The sequence below is a fragment of the Deinococcus hopiensis KR-140 genome (assembly GCF_900176165.1).
Classification (GTDB): domain Bacteria; phylum Deinococcota; class Deinococci; order Deinococcales; family Deinococcaceae; genus Deinococcus; species Deinococcus hopiensis.
On the sequence record NZ_FWWU01000009.1, the window covers coordinates 2,664,265 to 2,680,233 of the forward strand.

26 protein-coding genes are annotated in these 15,969 nt (G+C 65.4%); 2 read left to right on the top strand and 24 right to left on the bottom strand.

Annotated elements, in window-relative coordinates; genetic code table 11:
* Positions 1 to 19: 19 nt before the first annotated feature.
* The 4 genes from B9A95_RS26305 to B9A95_RS26320 form a co-directional block, all read right to left on the bottom strand.
* Positions 20 to 1,216, bottom strand: coding sequence for a mechanosensitive ion channel family protein (locus tag B9A95_RS26305; RefSeq protein WP_084049952.1), 1,197 nt, complete (start codon positions 1,214 to 1,216; stop codon positions 20 to 22).
* Positions 1,217 to 1,504: 288 nt separating this feature from the next.
* Positions 1,505 to 2,569, bottom strand: a complete 1,065-nt coding sequence (plsX, locus tag B9A95_RS26310; protein WP_084049953.1) for a phosphate acyltransferase PlsX — start codon at positions 2,567 to 2,569, stop codon at positions 1,505 to 1,507.
* Positions 2,559 to 3,158, bottom strand: a complete 600-nt coding sequence (locus tag B9A95_RS26315; protein WP_084049954.1) for a LabA-like NYN domain-containing protein — start codon at positions 3,156 to 3,158, stop codon at positions 2,559 to 2,561. The genes plsX and B9A95_RS26315 overlap by 11 nt, the downstream gene beginning before the upstream one ends.
* A gap of 113 nt (positions 3,159 to 3,271) precedes the next feature.
* Positions 3,272 to 3,622, bottom strand: a complete 351-nt coding sequence (locus tag B9A95_RS26320; RefSeq protein WP_084049955.1) for a DUF309 domain-containing protein — start codon at positions 3,620 to 3,622, stop codon at positions 3,272 to 3,274.
* A gap of 108 nt (positions 3,623 to 3,730) precedes the next feature.
* Between B9A95_RS26320 and trxA the strand changes: the two genes are divergently transcribed.
* Complete coding sequence (trxA, locus tag B9A95_RS26325; protein WP_084049956.1) at positions 3,731 to 4,063, top strand: thioredoxin; 333 nt, start codon at positions 3,731 to 3,733, stop codon at positions 4,061 to 4,063.
* Between the two features lie 61 nt (positions 4,064 to 4,124).
* Here the strand turns inward: trxA and B9A95_RS26330 are convergent, their stop codons facing one another.
* The 10 genes from B9A95_RS26330 to B9A95_RS26375 form a co-directional block, all read right to left on the bottom strand.
* The gene (locus B9A95_RS26330; RefSeq protein ID WP_084050993.1) at positions 4,125 to 4,712 is read right to left on the bottom strand and encodes an RBBP9/YdeN family alpha/beta hydrolase; all 588 of its coding nucleotides are present in this window, start codon (positions 4,710 to 4,712) and stop codon (positions 4,125 to 4,127) included.
* 287 nt (positions 4,713 to 4,999) lie between these two features.
* Positions 5,000 to 5,644, bottom strand: a complete 645-nt coding sequence (locus B9A95_RS26335; RefSeq protein ID WP_084049957.1) for a hypothetical protein — start codon at positions 5,642 to 5,644, stop codon at positions 5,000 to 5,002.
* 66 nt (positions 5,645 to 5,710) lie between these two features.
* Entirely contained in the window at positions 5,711 to 6,061 is a 351-nt protein-coding gene (gene rplQ, locus B9A95_RS26340) for a 50S ribosomal protein L17 (RefSeq protein WP_084049958.1), read from the bottom strand.
* 45 nt (positions 6,062 to 6,106) lie between these two features.
* On the bottom strand, positions 6,107 to 7,093 hold the full coding sequence (locus B9A95_RS26345; RefSeq protein ID WP_084049959.1) for a DNA-directed RNA polymerase subunit alpha: 987 nt from the start codon (positions 7,091 to 7,093) through the stop codon (positions 6,107 to 6,109).
* 11 nt (positions 7,094 to 7,104) lie between these two features.
* On the bottom strand, positions 7,105 to 7,725 hold the full coding sequence (gene rpsD / locus B9A95_RS26350) for a 30S ribosomal protein S4 (RefSeq protein WP_084049960.1): 621 nt from the start codon (positions 7,723 to 7,725) through the stop codon (positions 7,105 to 7,107).
* A 138-nt stretch (positions 7,726 to 7,863) separates the two neighbouring features.
* A complete protein-coding gene (gene rpsK, locus B9A95_RS26355; RefSeq protein ID WP_084049961.1) occupies positions 7,864 to 8,259 on the bottom strand; it encodes a 30S ribosomal protein S11 in 396 nt (131 codons plus the stop codon).
* A 3-nt stretch (positions 8,260 to 8,262) separates the two neighbouring features.
* A complete protein-coding gene (gene rpsM, locus B9A95_RS26360) occupies positions 8,263 to 8,643 on the bottom strand; it encodes a 30S ribosomal protein S13 (RefSeq protein WP_084049962.1) in 381 nt (126 codons plus the stop codon).
* A 2-nt stretch (positions 8,644 to 8,645) separates the two neighbouring features.
* Entirely contained in the window at positions 8,646 to 8,759 is a 114-nt protein-coding gene (gene rpmJ, locus B9A95_RS26365) for a 50S ribosomal protein L36 (RefSeq protein WP_084049963.1), read from the bottom strand.
* Positions 8,760 to 8,879: 120 nt separating this feature from the next.
* Complete coding sequence (gene infA / locus B9A95_RS26370) at positions 8,880 to 9,122, bottom strand: translation initiation factor IF-1 (RefSeq protein WP_019588656.1); 243 nt, start codon at positions 9,120 to 9,122, stop codon at positions 8,880 to 8,882.
* A gap of 82 nt (positions 9,123 to 9,204) precedes the next feature.
* Positions 9,205 to 9,747 (bottom strand): PadR family transcriptional regulator, encoded by a 543-nt coding sequence (locus B9A95_RS26375; protein ID WP_084049964.1) that lies wholly within the window; start codon positions 9,745 to 9,747, stop codon positions 9,205 to 9,207.
* A 91-nt stretch (positions 9,748 to 9,838) separates the two neighbouring features.
* Between B9A95_RS26375 and B9A95_RS26380 the strand changes: the two genes are divergently transcribed.
* Positions 9,839 to 10,279, top strand: a complete 441-nt coding sequence (locus B9A95_RS26380) for a DUF4188 domain-containing protein (protein ID WP_245808501.1) — start codon at positions 9,839 to 9,841, stop codon at positions 10,277 to 10,279.
* Positions 10,280 to 10,408: 129 nt separating this feature from the next.
* On the opposite strand, the gene B9A95_RS26385 is transcribed toward B9A95_RS26380, so the two are convergent.
* The 10 genes from B9A95_RS26385 to rplE form a co-directional block, all read right to left on the bottom strand.
* Entirely contained in the window at positions 10,409 to 11,002 is a 594-nt protein-coding gene (locus B9A95_RS26385) for an adenylate kinase (RefSeq protein WP_084049966.1), read from the bottom strand.
* A gap of 142 nt (positions 11,003 to 11,144) precedes the next feature.
* Positions 11,145 to 12,473 carry a preprotein translocase subunit SecY gene (gene secY / locus B9A95_RS26390; RefSeq protein ID WP_084049967.1) on the bottom strand — a complete coding sequence of 443 codons (1,329 nt, stop codon included), beginning with the start codon at positions 12,471 to 12,473 and terminating at the stop codon, positions 11,145 to 11,147.
* Between the two features lies 1 nt (position 12,474).
* Entirely contained in the window at positions 12,475 to 12,939 is a 465-nt protein-coding gene (gene rplO / locus B9A95_RS26395; protein ID WP_084049968.1) for a 50S ribosomal protein L15, read from the bottom strand.
* Complete coding sequence (rpmD, locus tag B9A95_RS26400; RefSeq protein WP_084049969.1) at positions 12,936 to 13,118, bottom strand: 50S ribosomal protein L30; 183 nt, start codon at positions 13,116 to 13,118, stop codon at positions 12,936 to 12,938. The genes rplO and rpmD overlap by 4 nt, the downstream gene beginning before the upstream one ends.
* Positions 13,115 to 13,657 carry a 30S ribosomal protein S5 gene (gene rpsE / locus B9A95_RS26405; protein ID WP_084050994.1) on the bottom strand — a complete coding sequence of 181 codons (543 nt, stop codon included), beginning with the start codon at positions 13,655 to 13,657 and terminating at the stop codon, positions 13,115 to 13,117. Before rpsE ends, rpmD begins: the two co-directional genes overlap by 4 nt.
* Positions 13,647 to 13,985 carry a 50S ribosomal protein L18 gene (gene rplR / locus B9A95_RS26410; RefSeq protein ID WP_084049970.1) on the bottom strand — a complete coding sequence of 113 codons (339 nt, stop codon included), beginning with the start codon at positions 13,983 to 13,985 and terminating at the stop codon, positions 13,647 to 13,649. Before rplR ends, rpsE begins: the two co-directional genes overlap by 11 nt.
* Complete coding sequence (gene rplF / locus B9A95_RS26415) at positions 13,985 to 14,542, bottom strand: 50S ribosomal protein L6 (protein ID WP_084049971.1); 558 nt, start codon at positions 14,540 to 14,542, stop codon at positions 13,985 to 13,987. The genes rplR and rplF overlap by 1 nt, the downstream gene beginning before the upstream one ends.
* A 74-nt stretch (positions 14,543 to 14,616) precedes the next feature.
* On the bottom strand, positions 14,617 to 15,018 hold the full coding sequence (gene rpsH, locus B9A95_RS26420; RefSeq protein ID WP_084049972.1) for a 30S ribosomal protein S8: 402 nt from the start codon (positions 15,016 to 15,018) through the stop codon (positions 14,617 to 14,619).
* 200 nt (positions 15,019 to 15,218) lie between these two features.
* Positions 15,219 to 15,404 (bottom strand): type Z 30S ribosomal protein S14, encoded by a 186-nt coding sequence (locus B9A95_RS26425; protein WP_011530979.1) that lies wholly within the window; start codon positions 15,402 to 15,404, stop codon positions 15,219 to 15,221.
* A gap of 9 nt (positions 15,405 to 15,413) precedes the next feature.
* Complete coding sequence (rplE, locus tag B9A95_RS26430; protein WP_084049973.1) at positions 15,414 to 15,953, bottom strand: 50S ribosomal protein L5; 540 nt, start codon at positions 15,951 to 15,953, stop codon at positions 15,414 to 15,416.
* Positions 15,954 to 15,969 lie beyond the last annotated feature (16 nt).

The following is a 15,969-nucleotide window of genomic DNA, read 5'->3' on the forward strand; positions in this document are numbered from 1 at the left end:
GGCGCCTCCCGGCTCCGCCCTACCGCCCCCCTTCTTCCTCCTCCACGTCCCGGCTGAGGCTGGGGGGCACCGGGGCGTGGTGACGCTCCTGGGCTGCGCGGGTGTCGGCGCCGTCGCCAGCGCGCTTCTCGCGGGTAAGCTTGACCTCCACGGGCGTGCCCCCCAGCGTGATGGTGCGCTGCGGAAAGGGAATCTCGATGCCCGCCTCGTCCATGGCGATCTTGATGCGGCGGTTGAACTCGCGGCCCAGGGCGTACTGGCTCTTGGGCTGCACCTTGAACAGCGCCCGCAGCGTCACGCCGTCGGGCGCGAGCTGGGTGACCCCCTGGATGTCGGGCTCGTCCAGAAAATACTGGCCCCACTCGGGGTCGGCGTGCAGCTCCCGACTGACCCCGTTCAACACCCGCAGGGCGTCGTCGATGTTGGCCGTGTAAGTCACGTCCACCGTCGCCACCACCCGCGACCAGTCCTTGCTGCTCACGCTGACTGTCTGAATCTGGCCGTTGGGCACGATGTGGACCGTGCCGTCCAGCGCGCGGATCACCGTCAGTCGCAGGTTGAGGCGCTCCACACTGCCTGAGAGCTGTCCGGTGTTCACCGTGATCACGTCCCCCACCCCGTACTGGTCTTCAAGCAGGATAAAAAAGCCGGTGAATACGTCCTTGATCAGGCTCTGCGCGCCGAAGCCCACCGCCAGGCCCAGTACAGATACCCCGGCCAGCAGGCTGGAGGCATCTACCCCCAGCGCCTGAAGGCCGGCAATCACGCTGATGATCACCACCACCACCTTCAGCGTGCTTTCGACCACGCCCTTGAGGGTCTGGACGCGCACGGTGCGGCGGTTGAATTCCTCCTCGGCCACGATGCGCCCGGACAGGCTGCCGATCAGGCTCCAGGCGATCAGCGCGAGGGCCAGAATCACCAGCACCTGCCCGGTGCTGTTGCGAAAGCCGTTGAGGATGTCTTGCCCCAAGTCGAACAGCACCGGTACGCTGGGCAGGTAAGCGACGTGGGTGGCAACGGCGAGCCAGCCGACGGCGACGACGGCCAGCCACACCCACTTCAGACCCCACACCAGTCGGGCGTTCAGGTGCCGCTCCAGCACGCGCAGCACCCGCCGCCCGAAGCGGTACAGGGCGTAGGCCACGATCAGGGTGAGGGCCAGGCTCAGCCACACCTGGGGCTTTTGCAGTTGAAAAGTCAGTTCGTCCAGCACGCCCTCAATTTTTCATGAGAGCATGAGGACAGGGCCGGAAGGCCAGATACACCGCCGTTGATCCTTAGGGCAGTTGTCCGAATTACGCCGTGAGGGCGCCCCTCAGGGCTCCCCATACGCTCCATGCGCATTCAAGTTCGCTCGCCGGGAGATGTCAAAAAGAAGTCCGCACTTTGACACATGCCCTAGATCAATCGGGCAGAGGGGGAAGCGGAAAAAGTACGGTCCACCGGAAGTGAATACTTTTGGGTCCTGTTCCGACACGTCGGCGAGCTGGGTGCGCTGTACTTAGGCCGTGGGCGCGAGCGCCGCTTCCAGCCGCGCGACAAGGTTGGACTCATGGGCCCGCGAGGCCCGGAGCAGGGCGTTCTTGACCGCGCGGGCGTCGGCGCTGCCGTGACCGATCAAGGCCAGACCACGCACGCCGATCAGAATGCTGGCCCCGTACGTGCTGGGGTCCATCCGCTCGGCCAGACCACGCAGGGCCCCGCGCACGAGCAGCGCTCCCAGCTTGGTTTTCAGGGAACTGGTCAGCGCCTCGCGCACCCAGCCGAACAGCACCTTGGCCTCACCCTCGGCGAGCTTCAGGACCACATTGCCGGTAAAGCCGTCGGTGACGACGATATCGGTGGTGCCCGCAAAGATGTCGCGGCCCTCCACGTTCCCGTGAAAGCGGATGCCGCGCCCATCAAGTTCGCGCAGCAGGGCGTGGGCTTCGAGGACCATCTGACTGCCCTTGTGGTCCTCCTCACCGATCGAGAGCAGGCCCACCGTGGGGTCTGCCTTGTCCTCCACCACGCGGAGGTACACGCTGGCCAGCCGCGCCCACTGGGCGAGGTACACGGGCTTTACGTCGGCGTTCGCACCCACGTCGAGCAGGGTTACGAAGCCGCTCTTGCTGGGCAGGTGCGTCAGGATGGCCGGACGGTCCACGCCCTTCACGCGCCCAAGCGTCAGCAGCGCCGAGGCCATCGTCGCGCCGCTGTGACCCATGCTGACGGCGGCGGCGGCGCGTCCCTCCTTGACCAGGCGCGTGCAGACGTTGATGCTCGCGCCCATGCGGCTGCGCACGTCGCTGGCATGCTCGTCCATTCCGATCACGTCGGGGGCGTCCACCACCTCGATGGGGAGATTGGCACTGCCCGCATGTTTGCCCAGTTCAGCGTGCAGCGCCACCCGGGGACCGACGAGCAGCACTGGCACCCCGGTGCGGGCGGCCTGCACCGCGCCCTCCACATTGGGCGGCGCGCCGTGGTCCCCACCCACCGCGTCCAGCGCGATGGGCAGTAACGTTCGCGGCGCGGCTGGCCCCGTTGAGGCTGGGGCGCTGGGGGTGGGAACTTCAGCGCTCATCGGTGTCTGTCAGGGGGGCCGTCACGTAGAAGGGGCGGCTCTGTTCCCCCCGGCCCTCACCGCCGCGCTGCTCGCTGGGCAGGCGGTAGCCGGGGCGCTCCACCTGCTCGCGGATGCTCCCCAAGTCCACGTACTCGTCGGCGGCGTTACGGAGCTCGTAGCTCGTCATCTCGGGAATGCTGGCGACGATCACCCGCTTGCCTTGGGCGCGCAAGACCTCCACAGGTCGCTCAAAGTCGCCGTCGCCAGTGAGCAGCACGGCCGTATCGAAGCGGTCCGCCGTGGTCAGCAGGTCCGTCACGATCTCGATGTCGAGGTTCGCCCGGCGGTGGGTGTCTCCATGTTCGTCGGTGCTCTCGCGCAGGGGCCGGGTCCGCACGGTGTAGCCCATGTAGGTCAGCGCATCGATAAAGCGCTTCTGCTTGTCATCCACCTGCATGGGAACCGCCGTGTAGTAAAAGGCGTTGTGCAGCGCACCCAGCCCACCAAAGTGGTCGAGAATCTTGCGGTGGTCGAAGTTCCAGCCCAGGCGCTTGGCGGCGGCGTAGACGTTGGCCCCATCAATAAAAAGTGCGATTCGTTCTGTCATGGTGGTGTGTAGACCTCTCGGGCAGGCGGCTCCCGTGCGGGCCAGGCGTCCGGTGCAGACACCCGGGTGCAGAAGCCGTGCGGCTCTAGCATACGGTCAAGTTCGTGCCCGCCTCAATCGGTCTCCCCTTCATGCCCTGGACCGTGCAACTGGGGCCGCAGCGCCGGGTCGTGCAGCGCCGCCCAGACCTCGGCCCGCAACCGCCGCAGGTCCACTCCCGCGTACACGCCCGGAAGCAGGTCCAGATACCGCCCGGCCTTGTGGTAGTTGCGGGCCGTGAGGCTGCCATGGTGCCAGCGCTTATGCAGCGCGGCGGCAAGCAAAATGAGGGCTTGGAGAAAGCGGCGGTCCTCACCTTCGGCGCGCATCCACGGCCCCTCCCAGGCCTCGTGCGCCTCCCACCACTGCCCGGTGGCAAACAGGGCCGCGCCCGCCTGAACTTCCGCGCCAAAATCACCGCTCATGTCGGTAGCGTAGCGCCCTGGCTGCTCCCAAGCGGCGATGAAAGGCGCGTTAGGAGGCCCCCATCTGCCGCATATCCAGATATGCCCCCGGGGGGTATAGTGACAGACATGAAGCCTGTGGAACTCACCGACAGCAACTTTCAAACCGAGACTGGCGAGGGCCTGACCCTGGTGGACTTCTGGGCCCCCTGGTGCGGTCCCTGCCGCATCATCGCGCCCGTCATCGAGGAACTCGCCGGGCAGTACGAGGGCCGCGTCAAGGTCGCCAAGCTCAACGTGGACGACAACCCCGCCGTCTCCGGCCAATTCCGCGTGATGAGCATCCCCACCATGATTCTGTTCAAGGATGGCCAGCCGGTCGAAGGCATGGTCGGCGCGCAGCCCAAGCGTGCGTTTGAGGCCCTGCTCGACAAGTACACCTCGCCCGTCGGCGCAAACTGACCCTTTTCCCCCAGAACCGGGCCGCCCTCCGATGGAGGGCGGCCCGGCTCCGCTTGGTTCTTCAGTTCAAGGGATACGTCATGCGCGCGATACCGGGCGGCGTCCATGCGTTCACGCACTCCGCGAGCAGCACCTCGCCCTCAGGCCACTCGCCGTGCCCGCTGGCGACGTTGATGTGACCCACCTCACCCGCCGTCACGAACTCCGCCTCCCACGCGTCGGCCAATTCCTGCGCCCGCTCAAAGGAGACGTAAGGATCGTTCTCGCTCGCCACCACCAGCGCGGGAAAGGGCAGTGGCTGAGTGGGCACGGGAGCCATGGTGAGGATCGCCGGGGCCAGTTCCGCCATGTTCGCCTGTTCGGAATCGGTGGGACTGACGAGCAGCGCGCCGCGCACGCGTTCGTGCCCACCGTAGAGCCGCGCCCAGTGAACGATGGTCAGGACTCCGGCAGAATGTCCTGCCAGGATCAGGGCGCCCGGCGTGGCCTCGATCACCTCCTGAAGCCGCCCGGCCCAACCCTGGGGCGTCGGCGCTTCAGGATCGTCCTGCCGCACCCGCGCGGCGCCGTACTTGGTGGTCCAGAGTGTCTGCCAGTGTTCCGGCCCGCTCTCACCGAGGCCGGGCACGATCACGAGGGTGGGCGTCATGGAAAACAGCATAGGGCAGCTTCCACGCCAGAACGCGGATGGCTGTCTGTATTCCCGGCCCTGAGGTGGCGGGGGGTAAAACGCCGAATTCGCCGCTCTCCGCCTTGCGTGAGGGAGGCTCAACGCCTTTTTCCGGCGCGGGCAAATAAGACCCCCCGGGACAGAGTTACGGACCTCGGATGGGATACGGGCCGCATCAGCTTGGCCGGGCAACGGCGAGCCCAGTGTGCTGGCGCGGGGGAGGCCGCCAAGCGTTGCGCCGCCAGTTCAGCGCCCTGGCGCATGTGTCAAAGTGCGGACTTCTTTTTAACAGCGCCCGGCGGGCGAACTCGAATCCGCGTGGAGGCGAATGGGGAGCCGTGAGGGGTACCCTTCCAGGCCCGGCGCCATTCGGGCAACTGCGCTGTAGGCCGGCTGGCCCCTCCCCCGCGTAGGCCTGCAGCCAGCCTTCCCAGTTGCCGCCCACCCGCTCGCTCCGCCCTCACGGAGGCGAGGTGGCCCGGGGCCATCGCCCGTGCCAGAGGCAAAGGCAACGAGGCCTCCAGCACCTTCCCCCACCCGCCCCGTGCGGCGAGCCATTTCTGCGTCAGGCGAAGGGCCGAATCTGTGGCCCGGCCAGATCGGGCGGCCGGCAACTGCAAGTCCACCTCAGCCACCCGCTTCGTAAAATCCAACCGCGCCGATCCCCATGATGCTGGATACCCGAAATGTCTGACCCCCGCCCGCGAGGGAACCTCCGCCAGGATCCGGGTGGCGCGCACCTCTGCTTTGGCCTTCAGCACGCTGGCGCAGTGAACCGGCGTGTCCACGTCCACGCCGGTCAGGGCGTCCACTCCGCCCGTGACCAGCACCCGCATCTCTGCCTGCCCAAAGAGGGCGCCGTGCAGCGGGAGGCTGGCGGAGGCGGGGCGACGAACGTCAGGGCGGCCCATGGGCGCAAGGGCAGCCGCAACAAAAGAAAAACCCCGCCGAAGCGGGGTTGGGGTACGCGCCTGAGATCAGACGAGTTCGATCAGGGCCATCGTGACGCCGTCGCCGCGACGGGTGCCCACGCGCAGGATGCGGGTGTAGCCGCCCTGACGCTCGGCGTAGCGGGGGGCCACCTCGTCCATCACCTTGCGCACCACGTCGTTGTCGTGGATGTCGCGGGCGACGAGGCGGCGGGCGTGCAGGTCTCCACCCTTGGCGGTGGTGATCAGCTTCTCAACGTAGGGGCGCAGCTCCTTGGCCTTCGTGAGGGTCGTCTGGATACGGCCCTCGCGCAGCAGCGCGGTCGCCTGGGCACGGGCCAGGGCGACGCGGGCGCTGCTGTTGCGGTTGAGCTTGCGACCGGCTTTGCCGTGACGCATGGGAATCTCCTTGAAAAACAGGCGGAGCGGCGTCCGCCTGGAAAGTTAGTCTCTGAGGGCCAGCCCGAACTGGGCCAGCTGCTGCTTGATCTCGTCCAGGCTGCGCTCACCGATGCCCGGCACCTTTTTCAGGTCCCGGTCGCTGAGGGCGCACAGGGCGTCCACGCTGTCGATGCCTTCTTCCTTGAGGGAATGCAGCACTCGGGTGGTCAGGCCCAGGCCTTCGAGGGTCACGCGGGGCGTGTCGAGATCGGTAGGAAACGGCTGGGGGTTGATGCTCAGCTCGGGCTGCCGGGGCAGATCGTACACGTTGGGGGCCGGGGTAAACACCGGGGCCACCTCGGGCACGATGGCGGGCAGGGCCTCGACATTGCCGAAGACCGTCAGCTCGTCGCGCAGAATCTCAACGGCCTTGTCCAGGGCGTCTTGAGGACCCGTGGAACCGTCGGTCCAGACGCGCAGGATCAGGCGGTCAAGGTCTGTCTGCTGACCCACACGGGTATTTTCCACGTGATAGGCCACGCGGCGCACCGGGGAAAACACCGCGTCCACCGGGATCGAGTTGATGCGGTCCTTGGTGGAGTGCTTGTCGGCGGGCACGTACCCTTCGCCTTCCTCAACGCGCACCTCCATGACCAGCTTGCCGTCCTCGGCAAGCGTGGCGATGGTGAGGTCGGGGTTGACGATCTCGGCGTCGCTGGGTACCTCGAAGGCGCTGGCCTTGACCACGCCCTCGCCCTGAGCGCGCAGCGTCAGGGTCTTGGGACCGGGGGCGTGGAAACGCACCACGAGTTCCTTGAGGTTCAGGATCAGGCGGATAACGTCTTCCTTGACGCCGGGAATGGTCGAGAACTCGTGCAGCACATCTTCGATGTACACGCTCGTCACGGCGGTACCGGGGATCGAGGACATCAGGATGCGCCGCACAGGGTTCCCGATGGTGACGCCGTAGCCACGCGTGAGCGGTTCGAGCACGAACTCGCCGTAATCACCGTCGACGCGGGCCTTGAGTTGAGGGCGCTTTTGATCCACTGGTGCCTCCGTTAGCGCGAGTAGTACTCGATGATGAAGTTCTCGTTGATCGGCAGCGCCAGGTCTTCACGCGCCGGGAGGCGCACGAAGGTGCCGGAGAAGGTGTCGGGGTTGAGTTCGATCCAGGGGCTGGTGCGGCGGCGCTTTTGCGCCTCCATGTTCTCCTGGATAAAGCCCATCGAGCGGCTCTTGTCGGACACGCTGATCTCGTCGCCGATCTTCACGCGGTACGAGGGGATGTCCACCTTCTTGCCGTTCACAAGCACGTGCCCGTGACCGACGAACTGCCGGGCCTGGCGGCGGGTGCTGGCAAAGCCCATGCGGAAGACCACGTTATCCAGGCGGCGCTCCAGCAGCTGCAGAAACACCGTGCCGGTCACGCCGGGCACGTTCGCCGCTTCCTGGAACAGGTTGCGGAACTGCTTCTCGTTCATGCCGTACAGGCGCGAGAGCTTCTGCTTCTCGCGCAGACGCACGCTGTAGTCGCTGGGGCGGCCACTCTTGCGGCGCTGTCCGTGCTGACCGGGGCCGTAGGGGCGCTTGTCGAGATACTTCTGGACTTTCTCGGTCTCCGCAAGGTTGATGCCCTCGCGGCGGCTGAGCTTGGTAATGGAACCACGGAAACGACCCATGTCTTGATTCTCCTTGCGGCGTGCCTGTCAGGCATCACCGGGTCTGGCGGTCCTCTGGTGCCCGTCTCCTCGCCGGTGGTACGGCTTTCTCACGGCATACGAGGCGGAGGCGGGGCAGGTGGACCGCTGCAGTGCGCTTTAGGCGCGGTGCTTCTTCTTGGGGCGGCAGCCGTTGTGGGGCACGGGGCTGTCGTCCATGATCGACTTGACCTCGATGCCCGAGGCCTGGATGGCGCGGATGGCCTGCTCGCGGCCGGAACCCGTGCCGCGCACAACCACGTCCACAATGTTCATGCCGAAGGTCTGCTGGGCCTTTTTCACGGCGTCAGCGGCGGCGAGCTGGGCCGCGTAGGGCGTGCCCTTCTTGCTGCCCTTGTACCCAATGGTGCCGCCAGAAGACCACGCGACAGAGTTGCCGTCGAGGTCCGTGATGGTCACGATGGTGTTGTTGTAGCTCGCGTGCACGTACGCGCGGCCCGCGCTGATGTTGCGCCGGGCGCGGCGCGGGGCCTTGCCTTTGCTGGGTTTCGCCATGGCTTACTTCCTCGTCGCTTTCTTCTTGCCGGCGACGGTCTTGCGCGGCCCCTTGCGGGTGCGGGCGTTCGTCTTCGTGCGCTGGCCGCGCACAGGCAGGCCGCGGCGGTGACGCAGGCCGCGGTACGCACCGATGTCCATCAGGCGCTTGATGTTCTGGCCCACCTCGCTACGCAGGTCACCCTCGACCTTGAAGGTCTTCTCGATGGCCTCGCGGAGGGTGGACTGCTCGGCCTCGCTGAGGTTCTTCACGCGGGTGTCGGGGCTGACGCCCGTCTGCGCGAGGACCTCCTTGGAGCGGGTCAGGCCGATGCCGTAAATGTAGGTCAGGGCGATTTCGACGCGCTTTTCGCGCGGAAGGTCAACACCAGCAATACGCGCCATGCTTAACCCTGCCTCTGCTTGTGCTTCACGTTGCTGCAAATGACGATCACGCGCCCGTGGCGGCGGATCACCTTGCAGTTGTCGCACATCTTCTTGACACTGCTGCGAACTTTCATGCTTCCTCCTCGCGCCGCCTTACCTCGTTCCGCCCATCATGACGGCGTGCTCGGCAGCGCTCGACCCCCCTTGGGCTTCTCTCGCCTCGGGGAATCTGTTGGGTACTTCCGCCCTTGCGGTTACTTGCGGTACACGATGCGTCCGCGCGACGTGTCGTACGGACTGATCTCCAGAACCACACGGTCCCCCGGCAGAATTCGGATGTAGTGAATCCGCATCTTGCCGCTGATGTACGCCAGAATGTCGTGCCCGGTGTCGAGCTTCACGCGGAACGTGGTGTTGGGCAGCGCCTCTTCCACCACGCCCTCGGCCCGCACGGTATCGGACTCTTCCTTCTTACGCTTTTCCCGCTGTTCCGGCATCTTTCGTCTCGCCACGCAACCTCCAGGCCTGATACAAGCCAAAGAGGAAGGTATCATGGGGTGAGGGCGCGAGGCAAGGGGGTCAGGCCGAACCGCCTTCTTCTCCGCGCAGAACTGCTTGCCAGAACGCCAGACTGGCGCGTTCGTACAGCAGTCCCATGCCCAGCGGTTCCCGCTGCACCTCCTCCAGAGCGTGGCCGCCCGGACCCGAAGCCAGGCGCTCGTACTCCGCGAGCCGCACCTGATGGAGAGACAGCTGCTCGGATGCCAGGGCCTGCCGTACCCCCGGCGGTCCCTGCGACACGAAAAAGAGCTTGAGGAGGCCGGGGTCCCGCAGCTCCACTCCTCCCGCTGGTGCCTGAAGCCACGCTTCGAGCGCCTCCCTTCCAGCGTCCGTAAGGGCGTAGGTACGCCTGCGCCGTCCTCCCTCCTCCTGCGTTTCCGTGAGCAGGCCGAGGGCTGTGAGGCGCTGCGGCTCGGCATACAGCTGCGAACGGGGAAAACTCCAGAAGTATCCCACTGAACCGTCCACCTCCCGCTTGAGGTCATAGGAGGTGGAGGGGCCGCATTGGGCGAGTACTCCCAGCACGATAAACGAGGCCGGGCCGAGACTTGCATCGGACATAACGGAAGTGTACGCTCTTTTCAGACCGTCCATTCTGGACCATTCAATGGAGACGGTAGGGAGGCAGGAGATGGCTCTTTCCAATGGACGTATGGCCGCTGAACTTGAGGGGGACTTTGTGGTGTTCGTGATTGGGATGCGGGTCAACCAGCCCTTGAAGGTGAGGGCGTGGTTGCCCGTTGTTCGGGCGATGCCAAGTATGGTCCGGGAGTTGCAGGCGCAACCCGAACTGGGTTTGCTGGGCTCGCAATTTTACGGCCTGACGCAGATTCAGTACTGGCGCAGTATGGAACACTTGCACCGTTACGCCAGGTCCCGGGAACACGCGCACCTGCCTGCGTGGCGGGCTTTCAATCAGAACGCCCGGGCAGCGGGCAATGCTGTGGGTATATGGCACGAGACGTACCAGGTGGCGGCCGGAGCTTACGAGACGGTGTACGTGAACATGCCTCCCACGGGGTTGGGACGAGCGGGAACGCTGGTACCCGCTACGGGCTACCGGCAGACGGCGCAGGGAAGGCTGGCGGGATAGCCCATATCCTGAATGGGGGGACGGGAGGAAGGGCTTTCCTACCGGACCAGTACCCTCAAGGCCACATCAAGAGGAAGCTGCCCCATTCCTATCCGGAAGGAGGCAGCTTCTTTCCTGTTGTCCGCCGCCTTAACCCAGCGCCTGCCGGATGCGGGCATACACCTCGTCCATGGTGCCCACACCGTCTACCTGACGCAGGTGGCCACGCGCCGCGTAGTAGTCAATCAAGGGCTGGGTCTGCTCGCGGTACACCTGCTGGCGCCTGCGGGCCACCTCCTCGGTGTCGTCGCTGCGCACGGCCTCGCCGCGTGCCGCCGCCTGCCGTCCGCGCTCCACGATGCGTTCGATCAGCAGCTCGTCGGGCACTTCCAGCAGGGGGGCCGCCGTTACGGGAGCGCCCAATTCTTCAAGCAGCATATCCAGGGCCTGGGCCTGGGCGCCCGTTCGGGGAAACCCATCGAAAATCACCCGGACCGGCTCCATCTCTGCCAGATAGGCGCGAATCAGGGCGATGAGAATATCGTCGGGCACGAGCTGACCCGCGTCCAGGAGAGGCCTGACCCGCTGTCCCAATTCAGTTTCCCGGGCGACGTGGTCGCGCAGAATGTCACCGGTGCTGATCTTGGTCAGTCCCTCCTCGCGGGCGAGGCGCTCGGCCTGCGTGCCCTTGCCCGCGCCGGGCGGACCGAGAAAAATCACGACTTTGTTCCTGGGTTGAGTCATTGGAGCCTCCTCTAGGGTGTACAGCATAGGGTCGGGCATGAACAGCGGCACGGCCCTGTTTGTTCCTGGTGGGGTGACGTACGCGCCCACCGAAAACCGAAAAACCGCCCACCCCAGGGGCGAGCGGTTGGAAGAAAAGCCTTCAGTTGGGGAGGCGGCCACGAATGCGGCCCTTGGAGATAAAACCGTCGTAGCGCCGCACCGTGAGCTGCGCTTCAAGCTGCTTCAGCGTTTCGAGCGCCACCCCCACGATAATCAGCAGGCCGGTGCCGCTGAACTGGAAGGTGTTGATGCCTGTTGCCCGCTGCACGATCTGCGGAATCAGGGTGAGAACCACCAGGAAAACCGCCCCCCAGAGGCTGAGGCGACCGCTGATGCCGCCCAGGAAATCGGCGGTGGGCGTACCGGGTCGAACGCCAGGGATAAACCCACCGGCCTCCCGCAGCTGCTCGCTGATGCGCTTGGGATCGAATTGCACGCTGTTGTATAGGTACGTGAACCCAAAGATCAGCAGCGCTTCGAGCGCCAGATACCACGGACTACCCGACGTGAGGTACGTCTGGATAAAGGCGTTGACGCCCGGCGCGCGGGTGGCCGTGGCGCTGCTGATCAGGTTGGGGATAATCAGCATGGCCGAGGCGAAGATGACCGGAATCACGCCCGCCTGGTTGACCTTGATGGGCAACCAGGTGGCCTGTCCACCCAGGTTGCGGGCGGCCCCTGTGGGGGCTCCCCCCCGAGCACGCGCGTAGGTGACGGGCACCCGGCGTTCGCCCTGGTACACGTACACGATGCCCGCAATGGTCACGAGGATCACCGCGATAAATGCGAGCAGGGGAAACAGGTCCACCTTCCCCGTACGCAACAGGTCGGCCGTCCCCTTGATCTCCACGGGGTAGCGGGCGATGATCCCCGCCGTGATGATCAGGCTGATGCCGTTGCCCACGCCGACTTCGGTGATGCGCTCACCCAGCCACATGGCAAAGGCGATGCCCGCCACCTGCGTCAGCACCATCACCAGAATGGTAAAAAGCCCCGGGTCCCAGCCCACGGCGATGTACTGCGCGTTACTCGTGATGTAGAGCGAGAAAAACAGCGCCTGCGCGGTGCCCAGCGCAATGGCTGCGTAGCGGGTGTACTGGTTGATCTTCTTGCGCCCTTCCTCCCCTTCCTTGCTGAGCTTTTCCAGCGCGGGAATGGTGGTGGTCAGGAGCTGCACGACGATGCTGGCCGTGATGTACGGCAGCACACCAAGCGCAAAAATCGAAAACTGCGAGAGATTGCCCCCTGAAATCAGGCCGATCAACCCGAAGAGGCCACCCCCTGAGGTGGCCTTCTCCAAGGCTGCCGTATTCACGCCCGGGGTGGGGATGGTGCTTCCGAGGCGGTAAATGGCCAGCAGCAGCAGGGTAAAGACAATCTTCCGCCGGAGTTCCGGAATCCGGAATGCGTCGCGGAAGGCGCGCAGCATGTTACTCGGCCTGCTCGGCGGTTTCGCTGCTGGCGCTGCTCAGAATGACCCTGCCGCCCGCCGCTTCCACGGCTTTGACAGCGGCCTCACTGGCTGCGTCCACGTGCACTGTTACGGCGCGGGTAATCTCGCCACGGCCCAGGAGCTTGAGGGGACGGTTCTTGCGGCGCACCAGGCCCGCGAGTTCCAGCGCCGCACGGTCCAGGGTCTCCCCCTCGACGCCTTCGAGCTGGGCGAGGTTGATAACTTCGTAGGTCGTGCCGACGTTGTTGAAGCCGCGCTTGGGCAGCCTCGAGATCAGCGTGCTGCGGCCGCCCTCGAAGAACGAGCCCTTACCCGCGCCGCTGCGCGACTTCTGGCCCTTGTGGCCGCGGCCGGCCGTCTTGTCGGTCCCGCCGGGACCACGACCCACGCGCTTGCGGTTCTTGCGGCTGCCCGGAGCGGGCGTCAGTTCGTGGAGCTTCACGCTTCCACCTCCACCAGGTGCAAAACGGTCTTGATCATGCCGCGCGTTACGGGCGTGTCTACCAGTTCACGGCTGTCGCCGATCTTCCTCAGGCCGAGCGCCTTGACGGTCTCCACTTGGTAGCGGGGACGGCCGATTACGCTGCGCTTCAGGGTGACCTTGACGGTGCTGGTCGTCATTGCGCACCTCCAGCGGGTGCAGCCTGCGCTGCAGCGGGAGCCGCCACGGTACCGCGCATCGCGCGAACCTGCTTGGCGGTGCGGAGGTTCTTCAGGCCATCAAACACCGCGTAGGCCACGTTGACCTTGTTGCGGCTGCCGAGTTCCTTGGACAGCAGGTTGGTGATACCGGCAAGTTCGGCGATGGAACGGGGCACGGTGCCCGCGATCACGCCCGTACCGGGGCCGGCGGGCTTGAGCAGCACGCGGCTGGTGCTGTTCTCACCGACGATGTCGTGGGGAATGGTGCCGTTTTCCACAGGCACGGTGATCATGTTCTTGCGCGCGATCGCCTTGGCCTTCTCGATGGCGACGGGCACTTCCTTGGCCTTGCCGATACCCATCCCGACGCGACCGTTGCGGTCACCCAGAATTACGAGCGCGGCGAAGCGGAAGCGGCGTCCACCCTGGTAGGTCTTGGACGTGCGGTTGACGAACAGCATCTTCTCTTCGAATTCGCTGCTCTCCCGCTCGCGGTCATTGCGACGGTTAAAAGTCAAGGCCACCCTCCCGCGCCGCTTCCGCGAGCGCTTTTACCCGGCCGTGGTACTTGTACTGGCCGCGGTCGAATACGACCTGCTTGACACCCTTGGCAGCGGCGGCTTCGGCCAAGGCCTTGCCCACCGCGCTGGCGGTATCGGTCTTGCTGCCCGTCTTCAACGCGCTGCTGCTGGCGGCAGCCAGCGTCTTGCCCGAAGCGTCGTCGATAATCTGGGCGTAGATGTGCTTGCTGGAGCGGAACACGCTCAGGCGCAGACGCTCGCCGGCGGCCACCCGGACCTTGCGGCGGGCGCGCAGCTTGCGGCGCACAGTGGTCTGGTTCGCCATTACTTCTTCCCTTTCCCGCCCGTGGCTCCGGCCTTACCGGCCTTGAGGGCAATCTGCTCACCGACGAAGCGCACACCCTTGCCGTGGTAGGCGTCGGGCTTACGGACTTTGCGGACGTTGGCCGCCACCTGACCGACGAGCTGCTTGTCGATACCGGACACGTCGATGCGGGTAGGCTCGGGCACAGTGAAGGTGACGCCGGCAGGCGGCTCAATGATGACCGGGTGGCTGTAGCCGATGGTCATCTCGAGGTTCTTGCCGGTCATCTTCGCGCGGTAACCGACGCCGCGCAGTTCGAGGTTGATGGTGAAGCCGTCGCTGACGCCCTTGACGGCGTTGGCGACGAGGGTGCGGGTCAGGCCGTGCAGGGCGCGGTGCTCCTGGCGGTCACTGGGGCGCGTCACGAGCAGCTGCCCGTTGTCGTTCTGGATGTTCAAGGCCGGGTTGTAGGGAACGGTCAGTTCCCCCTTGGGCCCCTTGACCTGAAACACGCCGTCCTGCGCGCTCACGGTCACGCCGCTGGGCACGGCGATGGGTTGTTTACCGATGCGGGACATCTTGTCCTCCTTCGTTCCTTAAGTCGGAGCGCCCTGTGGGTTCCGAGGTCAGGTCTAACGTCGTTGCGCCCCTCTTACCAGAGGACGCAGATGACTTCGCCGCCGACGCCCTGTTTGCGGGCTTCGCGGTCGGGCAGCAGGCCCTTGCTCGTCGAGACCACGGCGAGGCCCAGGCCCCGCTGGATGCGGGGCAGGTTCTCGGCGCTGACGTACGCGCGGCGGCCGGGGCGGCTGATGCGCTCAATGTGCTTGATGACCTGCTCACGCTTGGCCCCGTACTTCAGGGTGACGCGCAGCACGTCGAACTTCTGGCCTTCAGGACGGGTACGCTCCACGCTCTGCACGTAGCCTTCCTGCACCAGCAGGCGGGCGAGCTGCTCCTTGAAGTTGGAGGCCGGGATGTCCACGGTCTCCTTGTGGGTGCGCGTCGCGTTGCGGATACGCGTGAGCATGTCGGCGATGGGATCACTCAGCATGGGTCTCCTCCGGGAGCACGTCCCTGCACGCAGCAGGGGCCCCTGGCGGGGGGGAAGCGAGGCGCATGGGCCCGCTTCCCGAGTCTTCCCTTGAGAATATGGTCTCGCCCAGCTTCGGACGAGCGCTTCTTCTGTTGGGTCCTAATCCCTGATCCGGACGATCACCCCTCAAAGCGGAGAGGTTCGTATCCGGGGGGCACTTACCAGCTGGCCTTTTTCACGCCGGGCAGTTCACCCTTGTGGGCCAGCTCACGGATGCAGATGCGGCACATACCGAAGAAGCGGTAGTACCCGCGCGCACGGCCGCAGCGGCTGCAACGGTTGTAGTTCTGCACGGCAAACTTGTGGCCGCGCGCCGCCTTTACAACTTTAGAGGTATTCGCCATAACGCTTCCTTACTTGCGGAACGGGAGACCCATCGCCTGGAGGAGCGCACGGGCTTCTTCGTCGGTTTTCGCGGTGGTCACGATGGTGATGTCCATGCCGCGTACCTTGTCGACCATATCATAGGTGATCTCGGGGAAGATCAGCTGCTCCTTGATGCCGAGGTTGTAGTTGCCACGGCCGTCAAAGGCGTTGGGATTGATGCCGCGGAAGTCGCGGATGCGGGGCAAGCCGATGTTGATCAGCTTTTCCAGGAACACGTACATGCGCTCGTTGCGCAGCGTGACCTTCACGCCCACGGGCATTCCTTGGCGGAGCTTGAAGTTGGAGATGCTCTTTTTGGCCTTGGTGACAATGGGCTTTTGCAGGGTGATCAGCGCGAGTTCGCGCGCGGCCTTGTCGATGGCCTTGCTGTCTTCCTTGGCGGAGCCGAGGCCCTCGTTGATCACGATCTTCTCGATGCGGGGCACGGCCATGACGCTGGAGTAGCCGAACTGGCCCATCAGCGCCGGGCGCACCTGCTCGTTGTACTTGGTCTTGAGGGTCTGCATGTTGCCTCTCTTCGGG

Bases quoted from the DNA above. Each gene is read 5' to 3' on its own strand.
- rplE (WP_084049973.1), bottom strand. From the start codon at position 15,953: ATGCAGACCCTCAAGACCAAGTACAACGAGCAGGTGCGCCCGGCGCTG.
- B9A95_RS26380 (WP_245808501.1), top strand. From the start codon at position 9,839: ATGGCCGCTGAACTTGAGGGGGACTTTGTGGTGTTCGTGATTGGGATG.
- B9A95_RS26320 (WP_084049955.1), bottom strand. From the start codon at position 3,622: ATGAGCGGTGATTTTGGCGCGGAAGTTCAGGCGGGCGCGGCCCTGTTT.
- rpmJ (WP_084049963.1), bottom strand. From the start codon at position 8,759: ATGAAAGTTCGCAGCAGTGTCAAGAAGATGTGCGACAACTGCAAGGTG.
- B9A95_RS26425 (WP_011530979.1), bottom strand. From the start codon at position 15,404: ATGGCGAATACCTCTAAAGTTGTAAAGGCGGCGCGCGGCCACAAGTTT.
- B9A95_RS26375 (WP_084049964.1), bottom strand. From the start codon at position 9,747: ATGTCCGATGCAAGTCTCGGCCCGGCCTCGTTTATCGTGCTGGGAGTA.
- B9A95_RS26315 (WP_084049954.1), bottom strand. From the start codon at position 3,158: ATGACAGAACGAATCGCACTTTTTATTGATGGGGCCAACGTCTACGCC.
- B9A95_RS26330 (WP_084050993.1), bottom strand. From the start codon at position 4,712: ATGACGCCCACCCTCGTGATCGTGCCCGGCCTCGGTGAGAGCGGGCCG.
- B9A95_RS26385 (WP_084049966.1), bottom strand. From the start codon at position 11,002: ATGACTCAACCCAGGAACAAAGTCGTGATTTTTCTCGGTCCGCCCGGC.
- rpsK (WP_084049961.1), bottom strand. From the start codon at position 8,259: ATGGCGAAACCCAGCAAAGGCAAGGCCCCGCGCCGCGCCCGGCGCAAC.
- rplQ (WP_084049958.1), bottom strand. From the start codon at position 6,061: ATGCGTCACGGCAAAGCCGGTCGCAAGCTCAACCGCAACAGCAGCGCC.
- rplR (WP_084049970.1), bottom strand. From the start codon at position 13,985: ATGGCGAACCAGACCACTGTGCGCCGCAAGCTGCGCGCCCGCCGCAAG.
- infA (WP_019588656.1), bottom strand. From the start codon at position 9,122: ATGCCGGAACAGCGGGAAAAGCGTAAGAAGGAAGAGTCCGATACCGTG.
- trxA (WP_084049956.1), top strand. From the start codon at position 3,731: ATGAAGCCTGTGGAACTCACCGACAGCAACTTTCAAACCGAGACTGGC.
- B9A95_RS26335 (WP_084049957.1), bottom strand. From the start codon at position 5,644: ATGGGCCGCCCTGACGTTCGTCGCCCCGCCTCCGCCAGCCTCCCGCTG.
- rpsH (WP_084049972.1), bottom strand. From the start codon at position 15,018: ATGCTGAGTGATCCCATCGCCGACATGCTCACGCGTATCCGCAACGCG.
- secY (WP_084049967.1), bottom strand. From the start codon at position 12,473: ATGCTGCGCGCCTTCCGCGACGCATTCCGGATTCCGGAACTCCGGCGG.
- rplF (WP_084049971.1), bottom strand. From the start codon at position 14,542: ATGTCCCGCATCGGTAAACAACCCATCGCCGTGCCCAGCGGCGTGACC.
- plsX (WP_084049953.1), bottom strand. From the start codon at position 2,569: ATGAGCGCTGAAGTTCCCACCCCCAGCGCCCCAGCCTCAACGGGGCCA.
- rpmD (WP_084049969.1), bottom strand. From the start codon at position 13,118: ATGACGACCAGCACCGTCAAGGTCACCCTGAAGCGCAGCGTAATCGGC.
- rpsM (WP_084049962.1), bottom strand. From the start codon at position 8,643: ATGGCGCGTATTGCTGGTGTTGACCTTCCGCGCGAAAAGCGCGTCGAA.
- rpsD (WP_084049960.1), bottom strand. From the start codon at position 7,725: ATGGGTCGTTTCCGTGGTTCCATTACCAAGCTCAGCCGCCGCGAGGGC.